Source organism: Streptomyces sp. NPDC057638 (assembly GCF_042800315.1).
GTDB lineage: Bacteria > Actinomycetota > Actinomycetes > Streptomycetales > Streptomycetaceae > Streptomyces.
Genome location: NZ_JBHVHF010000290.1, coordinates 1 through 10,174 on the forward strand (window position 1 = coordinate 1; position 10,174 = coordinate 10,174).

At 70.7% G+C, this 10,174-nt stretch carries 13 protein-coding genes and 1 tRNA gene; 12 read left to right on the forward strand and 2 right to left on the reverse strand.

What is annotated here, in order from left to right:
• Positions 1 to 179: 179 nt before the first annotated feature.
• The 4 genes from ACFVIM_RS28365 to ACFVIM_RS28380 all read left to right on the forward strand — a co-directional run bounded on the left by ACFVIM_RS28365 (position 180) and on the right by ACFVIM_RS28380 (position 3,496).
• Positions 180 to 557, forward strand: a complete 378-nt coding sequence (locus ACFVIM_RS28365; protein ID WP_384307049.1) for a hypothetical protein — start codon at positions 180 to 182, stop codon at positions 555 to 557.
• Between the two features lie 299 nt (positions 558 to 856).
• Positions 857 to 1,054, forward strand: a complete 198-nt coding sequence (locus tag ACFVIM_RS28370) for a hypothetical protein (protein WP_384307073.1) — start codon at positions 857 to 859, stop codon at positions 1,052 to 1,054.
• Between the two features lie 165 nt (positions 1,055 to 1,219).
• On the forward strand, positions 1,220 to 1,807 hold the full coding sequence (locus ACFVIM_RS28375) for an HhH-GPD-type base excision DNA repair protein (RefSeq protein ID WP_384307051.1): 588 nt from the start codon (positions 1,220 to 1,222) through the stop codon (positions 1,805 to 1,807).
• Positions 1,808 to 1,954: 147 nt separating this feature from the next.
• Entirely contained in the window at positions 1,955 to 3,496 is a 1,542-nt protein-coding gene (locus ACFVIM_RS28380; RefSeq protein ID WP_384307052.1) for a M28 family metallopeptidase, read from the forward strand.
• 72 nt (positions 3,497 to 3,568) lie between these two features.
• Here the strand turns inward: ACFVIM_RS28380 and ACFVIM_RS28385 are convergent, their stop codons facing one another.
• Positions 3,569 to 5,179 (reverse strand): helicase HerA-like domain-containing protein, encoded by a 1,611-nt coding sequence (locus ACFVIM_RS28385; protein WP_384307055.1) that lies wholly within the window; start codon positions 5,177 to 5,179, stop codon positions 3,569 to 3,571.
• A gap of 97 nt (positions 5,180 to 5,276) precedes the next feature.
• On the opposite strand from ACFVIM_RS28385, the gene ACFVIM_RS28390 reads away from it, so the two are divergent.
• Both ACFVIM_RS28390 and ACFVIM_RS28395 read left to right on the forward strand, forming a co-directional pair.
• Positions 5,277 to 5,573, forward strand: coding sequence for a type II toxin-antitoxin system VapB family antitoxin (locus ACFVIM_RS28390; protein WP_323448625.1), 297 nt, complete (start codon positions 5,277 to 5,279; stop codon positions 5,571 to 5,573).
• 162 nt (positions 5,574 to 5,735) lie between these two features.
• Positions 5,736 to 6,356 (forward strand): LytR C-terminal domain-containing protein, encoded by a 621-nt coding sequence (locus tag ACFVIM_RS28395; protein ID WP_384307058.1) that lies wholly within the window; start codon positions 5,736 to 5,738, stop codon positions 6,354 to 6,356.
• 83 nt (positions 6,357 to 6,439) lie between these two features.
• Here ACFVIM_RS28395 and upp read toward each other — a convergent pair whose 3' ends face one another.
• Entirely contained in the window at positions 6,440 to 7,075 is a 636-nt protein-coding gene (gene upp, locus ACFVIM_RS28400; protein ID WP_384307061.1) for a uracil phosphoribosyltransferase, read from the reverse strand.
• Positions 7,076 to 7,162: 87 nt separating this feature from the next.
• Between upp and ACFVIM_RS28405 the strand changes: the two genes are divergently transcribed.
• From ACFVIM_RS28405 to ACFVIM_RS28430, 6 genes are all read left to right on the forward strand, one after another.
• Positions 7,163 to 7,405: a hypothetical protein gene (locus ACFVIM_RS28405; RefSeq protein WP_384307064.1), complete on the forward strand. Its 243-nt coding sequence runs from the start codon at positions 7,163 to 7,165 to the stop codon at positions 7,403 to 7,405.
• A 142-nt stretch (positions 7,406 to 7,547) separates the two neighbouring features.
• Positions 7,548 to 8,072 carry a hypothetical protein gene (locus tag ACFVIM_RS28410; RefSeq protein WP_384307066.1) on the forward strand — a complete coding sequence of 175 codons (525 nt, stop codon included), beginning with the start codon at positions 7,548 to 7,550 and terminating at the stop codon, positions 8,070 to 8,072.
• 50 nt (positions 8,073 to 8,122) lie between these two features.
• Entirely contained in the window at positions 8,123 to 8,551 is a 429-nt protein-coding gene (tadA, locus tag ACFVIM_RS28415) for a tRNA adenosine(34) deaminase TadA (RefSeq protein WP_384307075.1), read from the forward strand.
• A gap of 234 nt (positions 8,552 to 8,785) precedes the next feature.
• Positions 8,786 to 8,870 (forward strand) — tRNA-Ser (locus ACFVIM_RS28420).
• 331 nt (positions 8,871 to 9,201) lie between these two features.
• Positions 9,202 to 9,450, forward strand: a complete 249-nt coding sequence (locus ACFVIM_RS28425) for a hypothetical protein (protein ID WP_384307068.1) — start codon at positions 9,202 to 9,204, stop codon at positions 9,448 to 9,450.
• Positions 9,435 to 9,875: a type II toxin-antitoxin system VapC family toxin gene (locus ACFVIM_RS28430; protein WP_384307071.1), complete on the forward strand. Its 441-nt coding sequence runs from the start codon at positions 9,435 to 9,437 to the stop codon at positions 9,873 to 9,875. Before ACFVIM_RS28425 ends, ACFVIM_RS28430 begins: the two co-directional genes overlap by 16 nt.
• Positions 9,876 to 10,174: the final 299 nt, after the last annotated feature.

Consider the following 10,174-nt stretch of genomic DNA (forward strand, 5'->3'; position numbering starts at 1 on the left):
CTCCCCCCGCCACCAGGGCCCACCGCCCCCACCCGCGACACCACACGTTCAGAGATACGAACAGACCCCACCGGCTCGAACATCCGCCCAGTGACACGGCCGCCCCCGCGCCTCCCTACGAGTGACAGGTCGGCGCCACACCCCCCACTCCCCGGTCGGGGCGCGCTATCCACCTCCCTATGCCCCATCACTTCGCCCGCGCCCTCGCCGCGCTCCCCCTGGCTCTCGTTCCCCTGCTGACCTCAGCCCCCGCGCCCGCCACAGCGGTGCCCCACGTGGTGCTCCAACTGGAGGACGCCATCTCCCGGCTCACGGAGGTCCCCGAGGAGAACGCCGGATACTCGGCCTCCGCCTTCCCGCACTGGAACCGGGGCCAGGACGTCAACGGCTGGCTGCCGCTCTCCGGGGGCAGGGAATGCCGTTACATCGCGGAGTGGACCGGGACCAAGCTCCGCTGGGGACTCTCCGTCGACAAGGACGAGATCGAGACGTTGAAGATCTTCGCCGACAACGGCTGTGAGAGCAGCACGGTCATCTACGCCCCCGCACCCGCCTGACCGGCCTCACCCCGTCACGTGACCCCGACCACCGCCCGTCGTTAGGCCAACCGGGTGAATGTCCACCGTCCGGTCCCCGAGGCCGTGTCCCGCGGACCGGGCGGATGGATACACCCATCAGTGGGCAAGCCGACGAGCAGACGGGCGAGCAGATGGCGCAGGGCAGTCAGGCCAGTCAGAGCGGACAGAGCCGGAGGACCAGCCGGAACGGGAGCAGCGGGAACAACCGCCAGCCCCGGAAGAACACGACGGACACGACGAGCACGCCCCGCACACCCCACACGAGGCCCCGACTCCCCCTGGTGATCCTCGGGATCACGGCACTGGCGTCGGTCCTCCCCCTGACCAGCGCCACCAGCGCGGCGGCCGACGAGACCAACGAGAACGCGCACAACGGCCACCGGGTGGCGCTGATCTCGACCGGGCAGGTCGACGACCCGATGGAGGACGTTCTGGAGAATCTGAACGTCCTCGGCACCACCTACATCACGGGCTGACCCCTCCACCCCACCGCCGCCCCCCACGGGCTGACCCCTCCACCCCACCGCCGGAGCCGTCGGGCCGACCCCTCCACCCCGTGCCCCCACACACACCAGCGCCCGGCCCCGGGCGCCTACGCCGTTCACTGGCGGGGCGCCCGGGGCCGGGTGATCATCGGGGGTATGACCCCCACGATCCATCTCGCCCAGCAGGCCGACGCGGACGCCCTCCTCGGCCGCAGCCCCCTCGCCGCCCTGGTGGGCATGCTCCTTGACCAGCAGGTCCCGATGGAGTGGGCCTTCGCGGGCCCCCACACCATCGCCCAGCGCATGGGCCGCGACGATCTCGACGCCGACGAGATCGCCGCCTACGACCCCGACGCCTTCGCGGAGCTGCTCAAGGAGAAGCCCGCCGTCCACCGCTACCCGGGCAGCATGGCCCAGCGCGTCCAGGCGCTCTGCCGTTTCCTGGTGGATGAGTACGACGGTGACGCGAGCGCCGTCTGGCGGGATGTCGACGACGGCCACGCCCTGCTGACCCGGCTGAAGGCCCTGCCCGGCTTCGGGGAGCAGAAGGCGAAGATCTTTCTGGCGCTGCTGGGCAAGCAGTACGGCGTAAGGCCCCGGAACTGGCGCGAAGCCGCGGGCGCCTATGGCGAGGAGGGCTCCTATCGCTCGGCGGCCGATATCACCGGACCCGAATCGCTGGCCAAGGTCCGGGCCCACAAGCAAGAGCTGAAGCGAGCCGCAAAAGAAGCCAAGAATGGCTGAAAAATAACCGCCTGAAGGGGATTAACCCATTCCTCTTTTACGGGGAGATGGCAGGGAGACGTGAGTTGAGGCACAGGCGTTCCCATCCGGGTGTCCCGGTCGTTAACGTCCCCTCAACTCAACCGCACCCCTCCGGGAAGGAACTCTGTGAAGGCAACCCGTCGCAGAGCCGTGGCCGCCCTGGCCGCCGCCGCACTGGCAACCCCGCTCCTGCTGGCCTCGGCCTCCCCCTCCACCGCCAAGAGCCCCGGGGACGACGCCTCGGAGCTGGCCGAGAAGCTGGTCGCCAAGGCGTCCGTGAAAGACGCCTACAAGCATCTCAAGCAGTTCCAGCGCATAGCCGAGACCGGCCCGAGCGGCAACCGCGCCGCGGGCACGCTGGGTTATGACGCCTCGGCCGCGTATGTCTTCTCGGAGCTGAAGAAGACCGGTCTCGATGTCCGGTACGAGCCGTTCCAGTTCCTCTACACCGAGACGCTCGCCCAGCGGCTGCGGGTCAACTCCCCGGAGCCCCGGGATGTCGTCATCAACGCGCTGACCTACACCAGGTCGACCCCGGTCGGCGGGGTCACCGCCGAGGTGGCCACCGTGCCCGCCGACGACACCACCGGCTGCGAGGCCGCGGACTACGCGGCGGGCGGCTACGCGGGCAAGATCGCGCTGATCAAGCGCGGTGGCTGCACCTTCGCCATCAAGCAGGCCGCCGCGGCCGACGCGGGCGCGATCGGCGCCATCATCTACAACAACGTGGCCGGCTCGATGGGCGGCACCCTCAGCGACCCCGCCGCGGGCCGGATCCCGGTCGGCGGCATCAGCCAGGCCGACGGCGAGAAGCTGGTCGGCCAGGCGGCCGCCGGGCCGGTCAGCGTCGGCTTCGAGATCCGCCAGCTCCAGCAGAACCGCACCACCCACAACGTGATCGCGGAGACGCGCCACGGCAACGCCGCCAACACCGTGGTACTCGGCGCCCACCTCGACGGCGTCCACGAGGGCCCGGGCATCAACGACAACGGCTCCGGCTCCGCCGGTCTGCTGGAGGTCGCCCAGGAGCTGGCCAAGGCGGAGAAGCGCCCCGCCAACAAGGTCCGCTTCGCCTGGTGGTCGGCGGAGGAGGCCGGTCTGCTGGGCTCGAAGGCCTATGTCAACGGGCTGACCGGGGTGGGCAAGAAGGAGATCAAGCTCTACCTCAACTTCGACATGATCGCCTCGCCCAACTACGGACTGTTCGTCTACGACGGCGACAACTCCGACGGTGTCGGCGCGGGCCCCGGCCCCCAGGGCTCGGCCCAGCTGGAGCGTGACATCACCTCCTACCTGGACCGCAAGAACATCCCGCACGAGGGCACGGACTTCTCCGGGCGCTCCGACTACGGGCCGTTCATCGAGGTCGGCATCCCCTCCGGCGGCACCTTCACCGGCGCCGAGGGCGTCAAGACGGCCGCCCAGGCGGCGAAGTTCGGTGGTACGGCGGGTCAGTCGTACGACCCGAACTACCACTCCCGTGGCGATGACATCAACAACGTCAATCTGAAGGCGTTCGGCGTGAACATCGGGATCATCGCCAACGCGACGGGCACCTACGCCCATGACATCAGCTCGCTGACGAAGCCGGTGGCCCCCGCCCTCAGCTCCGGCAAGAACAAGGGCAACGGCAATCTGCGGCCGGGCCACACCCACCCCACCCGCTGATCCCCACCTCCACCGGGGCCGGGCCGGGCGCGCACAGCGCCGGGCCCGGCCCTTCGGCGTGCGGACGGGACGTCAGCGGCGGCGGCGCGTGGTGCCGAAGAGGGACCGGGTGATCTCCCGCCCGATCTGGGTGCCGACCGAGCGGGCCAGCGACCGGAAGACCCCGCTGTCGACGACCTGCTCCACCAGGGTGCGATCCTGCCCCGCCCGCCCCTCCGGAGCCGGTACGGAAGGTCCCGTACCCCCCACGGAAGATCCCGTACCGACGCCGGAAGATCCCGTACCGGCGCCGGAAGGCTCCGTACCCGACGGCGCATCAGGTGCGGGCGGCGGAGCGGGCGCGGTCAGCCGCTCGTACGCCGACTCGCGGTCCACCGCCTGTGCGTAACGGGCGTACGACGGCGAGGCGCTCACCGCGGCGGCCAGCGTCGCGGCGTCGACCGGCGCCATCAGCGAGCGCGGAGCGCCCAGCCGGGTGGCGGCGACCGGCGTGGGCGCGCCGTTCTCACTGAGCACGGTGACCACGGCCTCGCCCGTGCCCAGCGTGGTCAGGACCTCCTCCAGGTCATAGGCCGACCGGGGGAAGGTGCGCACGGTCGCCTTCAGCGCGGTGGCGTCCTCCGGGGTGAAAGCGCGCAGGGCGTGCTGGACCCGGTTGCCGAGCTGTCCCAGCACCGCGGCGGGCACATCCCTCGGCGTCTGGGTCACGAAGAAGACCCCGACCCCTTTTGAGCGAATCAGCCGGACGGTCTGGGTGATGGACTCCAGGAAGGCGGTTGTCGCGCCCGTGAACAGCAGGTGGGCCTCGTCCAGGAAGAAGACCAGCTTCGGCCGCTCCAGATCGCCGACCTCCGGCAGATCGTGGAAGAGATCGGCCAGCAGCCACATCAGAAAGGTCGAGAAGAGCCGGGGCCGCTCCCGTACCGCCGCCAGTTCCAGTACGGAGACGGTCCCGCGCCCGTCCGGCGCCGTCCGCAGCAGTTCGGCGGTGTCGAACTCCGGCTCCCCGAAGAAGGGGCCGTTGCCCTCCTGCTCGAAGGCGGTGAGCGCGCGCAGGATGACCCCGGCGGTGGCGGCGGAGAGGCCGCCGATCCCCTTCAGCTCCGTCCGGCCCTCGTCGGAGACGAGGAAGGCGACCACCGCCCGCAGGTCCTTGAGGTCCACCAGCTCCAGGCCCTTGGCGTCGGCATAGTGGAAGACCAGGCCGAGGGACTGCTCCTGCACGGTGTTGAGCTGGAGCACCTTGGCGAGCAGCACCGGGCCGAAGTCGGTGACGGTCGCCCGGATGGGGATGCCGGGCCCGATCCCGCCGAGACCGTAGAAGGCGGTGGGGAAGCCCTCGGGCGCCCACTCCTGGCCGACCTGGGTGGCCCGCTCCCGTACCCGGTCACTCTCCGTGCCCGGCGCGGCGATCCCGGAGAGGTCCCCCTTGATGTCGGCGAGGAAGACCGGGACCCCGGCGGTGGAGAGTTGCTCGGCGATCAGCTGGAGCGTTTTGGTCTTGCCGGTGCCGGTCGCCCCGGCGACCAGACCATGGCGGTTGAGCATGGACAGGGGGATCCGGACGGGGGCCTCGGCCAGCGGGGCGCCTTCCCACAGCAGGGCCCCCATGTCCACGGCGGGCCCGGCGAAGGTGTAGCCGGTGGCGATTTCCCGCGCGGGCGGGGGCATGCTCCCGGCCATGTGCAACCCCTGTTGTTCGGTTCTGATGGCTTTTGCCCAGGATCGCACTCGGCCGCCATGGCTGCGCCCGGAGGCGCTTGCCCGGTAGGCTTTCCGTGTGATCTTCAAGCGCATCGGCAACGGACGGCCTTACCCCGACCATGGCCGGGAAAGCACCCGGCAGTGGGCGGACGTCGCGCCGCGCCCGGTCCGCCTCGATCAGCTCGTGACCACCAAGGGCCAGCTCGACCTCGAAACCCTCCTCGCCGAGGACTCGACGTTCTACGGCGACCTCTTCGCCCATGTCGTGAAGTGGCAGGGCGACCTCTATCTGGAGGACGGACTGCACCGCGCGGTGCGCGCGGCCCTCCAGCAACGCCAGGTACTGCACGCCCGCGTCCTCGAACTGAGCTGACTCCCCGGGCACCACTCCCGGCCCCCTCTCCCAACCCGCTCGGCCGCTCGCGTGAGTCGTTTCCGGCGGGACTGACCCTTTCGAGCTCATTACGGGTCCGTACGGGCGCAATCGGTTGATCATCTTGTAGGCAGGTCCGTTGGACGGCACTACGCTGCGCACATGAGCATGCTCACGCCCCCCGGGATGGGCGGCAAGTACCGCGTGACGGGCCAGACCTACCCCCGGATGCGACGCCCGAGCAACCGCCGCAGGATCATCACCGCGGCCATCGCCGCCGTCCTCGCGCTGGGGCTGGCGGGCTGGGGAACCACGCAGCTCATCGATGTCTTCGCCGGGGACGGCGACCGCCGCGCCACCGCCGCCCGCGCCACCGCCTGCCAGCGGGCCACCGCGGTGGCGCCCGTGCTCTCCCTGCGGCCCGGCCAGATCACGGTGAACGTCTACAACGCCACCCCGCGCGGTGGCCTCGCCAAGGCCGCCGCCGACGAGCTGCGCCGCCGCGGCTTCGCCATCGGCCAGGTCGGCAACGCCCCCGCCGCCTACGACAAGAAGGTCGCCGGAGTAGGTGTGCTGCTCGGCGCCCCGACGGCCGCGAAGGGCCCCTTCCTCGTCCTCGGTACGCAGGTGAAGGGCACGACCCCCCGGACGGACACCCGCAGAACCGCGGATGTGGACCTGATCCTCGGGACCGCGTTCACCACTCTGGCGCCCAAGCCGCTGGCGGACCAGGCGCTGGCCGCGCTGGCCCGGCCCGTACCGGCGGACAAGAGCCGGTGCTGAGGCCGTAGAACCTCCGCGCATGCCTCGGGCCGCCTCCGTACGGAACGGAAGGCGGCCCGGGACATCACAAGATAAGGGGGGTACTACTCCGCGGCGCCGTACATGCGGTCGCCCGCGTCGCCGAGGCCCGGGACGATGTAGCCGTGCTCGTTGAGCCGCTCGTCGACAGCGGCGGTGACCACCGTCACCGGGGCGTCGGCCAGCTCGCGCTCCATCACCGCGACACCCTCGGGCGCCGCCAGCAGCACGACCGCCGTGACATCGTCCGCACCGCGCTCGATCAGCTCACGGATCGCGGCGACCAGGGTCCCGCCGGTGGCCAGCATCGGGTCGAGGACATAGACCTGACGGCCGGAGAGGTCCTCGGGCATCCGCGTGGCGTAGGTCGACGCCTCCAGCGTCTCCTCGTTGCGGATCATGCCCAGGAAGCCGACCTCGGCCGTGGGCAGCAGCCGCACCATGCCGTCGAGCATGCCGAGACCGGCCCGCAGGATCGGGACCACCAGGGGGCGGGGATGGGAGAGCTTCACCCCGGCCGTGCGCGTCACCGGGGTCTCGATGTCCACCTGCTCGGTGCGCACATCGCGGGTCGCCTCGTAGGCGAGCAGGGTGACCAGCTCGTCGGCGAGGCGACGGAAGGTCGGCGAGTCGGTGCGCCGGTCGCGCAGCGTGGTGAGTTTGTGCGCCACCAGCGGGTGGTCGACGACATGGATCCGCATGTCCTCAACAGTAGCCCGCGCTCGCATCAAGGTCGGTCAGGGAGGGAAGGTGGAGGCATACGTCCAGCCGTGGGGTGGTGTGGCCCGATGCCGGAACCCGAGCGTCATGAGCCGGAGCCCCGGCGCGAACAGCGCGCCGAGCGGAGCCCGGAGAGCGAGCACGACGAGCCCGGGAGCGGGTCCGAGCACGACTCCGAGCGCCGCAGACGGCGCGCCCAGTTTCTCCGTGAGCTGAATGAGGCGAAGGCCCTGCGCGACCGGGTTCAGCCACGCCGCGCCCGCGCCGCGCGGATGCGCCAGCAGATGCGTATGCGGACCTTCCGCTGGTAGCGGTCCGGTGTACGGGGTGAACTGATGGCCGACGCAACGACGGAAGACCTCTCGCAAAGCCCGGGTTTCTGCCACGATTCCGAGTGGGCGGGGCTGGACGCGCCGTTCAATCGTCACACCTCTGATCAGTGGGAGAGTCACGGTGTACTTCGCCGCACTGCTCGCGCGCACTCAAGACGGGTGGGAAGCGAGCGACACAGAGCTCGACGATGTGGAGACCCTGTCGGACCTGGCCGACCTGGCCCGCCACGCCTCGACGGACGAGGACACGGTCCTCCTCTTCATCGAGCAGGAGGACTCCTGGTTCGCCATCGTCCGCGTGGAGGGTGAGGAGGACCCCCGGATCTTCGTCTCCGACGCGGCGGCCGCCGCACGCTCCTCGTACGGGGAGATCCTCACCAACGAACTCCTCGGCCGCGACGACGGCGGTCTCGACGAACTGGACGCGCTGGACCTCGACGGCACGGAGGACGGAGAGCCGGACGGGGACGACGACCACGACCACGAAACGGGCGAGGACACGGTGCCGGCCACACCACTCGGCGACCGTGACATTCTCAGGGACCTCGGCCTTTCGGATAAGGAGCTGCTGGCGCTGGAGACCGACGCACTGATGGAGATCGCGGAGGCGCTGGGCGCCGGCGATGTGCTGGAGACCGTCCGGTAGTGACGGCACCGACGACGGGAGACCCGGTGACGGGTCCATGGGAGGCGCCGATGCGCCTGGCCCTGGCGGAGTCCGAGCGCGCGGCGCTGTCCGGCGATGTACCGGTCGGCGCCGTCGTCCTCGACGGGGCGGGGGTCCCCCTCGCCACCGGGCACAACGAACGGGAGCTGACGGGCGACCCGACCGCCCACGCCGAGGTCCTGGCCATCCGCCGCGCCGCCGAGCGGCTCGGCGGCTGGCGGCTGGCCGAGTGCACCCTGGTCGTGACGCTGGAGCCGTGCACCATGTGCGCGGGCGCGATCACCCAGTCCCGGGTGGCCCGCGTGGTCTACGGCGCGCGGGACGAGAAGGCGGGCGCGGCCGGCTCCCTCTGGGACGTGGTGCGCGACCGCCGCCTCAACCACCGCCCGGAGGTGATCGCCGGGGTGCTGGAGAAGGAGTGCGCGGCGGTCCTGACGGAGTTCTTCCGGGAACGCTGAGACCCGCGCGCGAGTCCCCTGCGGCGGGGCCCGCGTTCCGCCGACGGCGGTGACCACGTCCCGGACAGCGGGGCCCGCGTCGCTTCGTACGGCGGTGACACGTCCCGCACGGCGAGGCCCGCGTTCCCTCGTACGGCGGTGACACGTCCCGGACCGCACGGCCGACGGCACCCCCGGGCCGGTACACGGGACCGGATTTCAGAGCACGGCCTCCCGTGGGCTAAGCTCTCTCCCGGTAGCGTGTCCGAGCGGCCGAAGGAGCTCGCCTCGAAAGCGAGTGTGGCGCAAGTCACCGAGGGTTCAAATCCCTCCGCTACCGCTCTCACACCCCTCTGATCCGCGGAGACGCGATCAGGGGGGTGTTGTGCGTGGTGCCGCGGCATGGCGATCACCCCGCCCTTCTCCGTCGCGCCCCTGAGAGGTCCGTCCGGTCGCGTCATCAGACGCCCATCGCACCGTGTCCACCCCGGCGGGTCGGGCCGAAGCACGAGGTGGATGTCCTCCTGGTCGATCTGCCCACTCTCTACGGGGGGGTGACGTCTCACGACCCGCCCGTTGTCGGCTGCCCCACGACCTGCTCACGGCGAGGAAGGGCCCAGCCGCCCGCTCCGACTGGACAGAAGTCCTACTACTGGTGGGATAGTGGAGGTATGGCTATCGAGCACGCACCGCCGGACGAGACCACCGTCAAAAAGTCGGTCACCATTCCCCGGTCGCTCGCCCGCGAAGTCGAAGCCCGCACCGGGGCGCGAGGCTTCTCACGCTTCGTATCCGACGCCATCGAGCACGCCCTTGCCCTCACCAAGACGAGGGAGATCATCGAGGCGTACGAAGATGAGCACGGACCCTTCACTCCCGAGGAGATCGAGGAGGCCCGCCGCGCATGGCACGGCGAGTAGTCCAGGCCTTCCCCCGCGCCCTCCTCATCCTGGACGCGCAGCCACTCTCTCTCCTGGCTGACCAGGACCGCAGAATGACCCTGCTGCTCAAGGTCGCCGAAGCCGAGGGGTACGCGGCCGCGGTCTCCACCGTCAGCATCGCCGAAGTCCGCCGCACGGGACAGGCCGCGCGGCATCTGCGCTGGCTCCGCTCCCGGCTCACCGTCATTCCCGCAACCGAGATCATCGCCGACCGCGCGGCAGAACTGCTGGAACACACCGGTCTGGACGGCCATGACAACGTCGTGGACGCGCTCGTGGTGGCGACGGCAGCATGCTCGGAGGGGCCGGTGAAGATCGCGTCCACTGACGGTTCTCATGTTCCGAAGCTCTGTCACGCGGCATCCCTGGGCCGCAGCAGCCCCGTCGAGTGGGTCCGCGTCTGACCTCACTGTGAGGGCAGGTGCCGCGCCCCAGGGAGAGCCAGACCGGAAAGCGGAGATCCAGGCGCGTCGATGCCTGTCGCCTGAGGCCGGCGCCCTTCCTGTCCACACCGGCGTTCGGCTGCCGAGCCGCGCATCGTCTCGCTCGGCCACTCACCTCCGAAGGCTCGAAGCACGACGGCCGGCTCGGGCAGCCCACCGCCCCGGGACAGCCGAAGCCCCCGGCCGGTGAGGGGGCCAGGGGCTTCGGGTATGGGGCGTCGGTGCGGGGGAAGCGGCCATCGGGGGGTCGGTCCGCTTCC

Bases quoted from the DNA above. Each gene is read 5' to 3' on its own strand.
- ACFVIM_RS28365 (WP_384307049.1), top strand. From the start codon at position 180: ATGCCCCATCACTTCGCCCGCGCCCTCGCCGCGCTCCCCCTGGCTCTC.
- ACFVIM_RS28405 (WP_384307064.1), top strand. From the start codon at position 7,163: ATGCCGGAACCCGAGCGTCATGAGCCGGAGCCCCGGCGCGAACAGCGC.
- ACFVIM_RS28430 (WP_384307071.1), top strand. From the start codon at position 9,435: ATGGCACGGCGAGTAGTCCAGGCCTTCCCCCGCGCCCTCCTCATCCTG.
- tadA (WP_384307075.1), top strand. From the start codon at position 8,123: ATGCGCCTGGCCCTGGCGGAGTCCGAGCGCGCGGCGCTGTCCGGCGAT.
- ACFVIM_RS28385 (WP_384307055.1), bottom strand. From the start codon at position 5,179: ATGGCCGGGAGCATGCCCCCGCCCGCGCGGGAAATCGCCACCGGCTAC.
- upp (WP_384307061.1), bottom strand. From the start codon at position 7,075: ATGCGGATCCATGTCGTCGACCACCCGCTGGTGGCGCACAAACTCACC.
- ACFVIM_RS28395 (WP_384307058.1), top strand. From the start codon at position 5,736: ATGAGCATGCTCACGCCCCCCGGGATGGGCGGCAAGTACCGCGTGACG.
- ACFVIM_RS28375 (WP_384307051.1), top strand. From the start codon at position 1,220: ATGACCCCCACGATCCATCTCGCCCAGCAGGCCGACGCGGACGCCCTC.
- ACFVIM_RS28425 (WP_384307068.1), top strand. From the start codon at position 9,202: ATGGCTATCGAGCACGCACCGCCGGACGAGACCACCGTCAAAAAGTCG.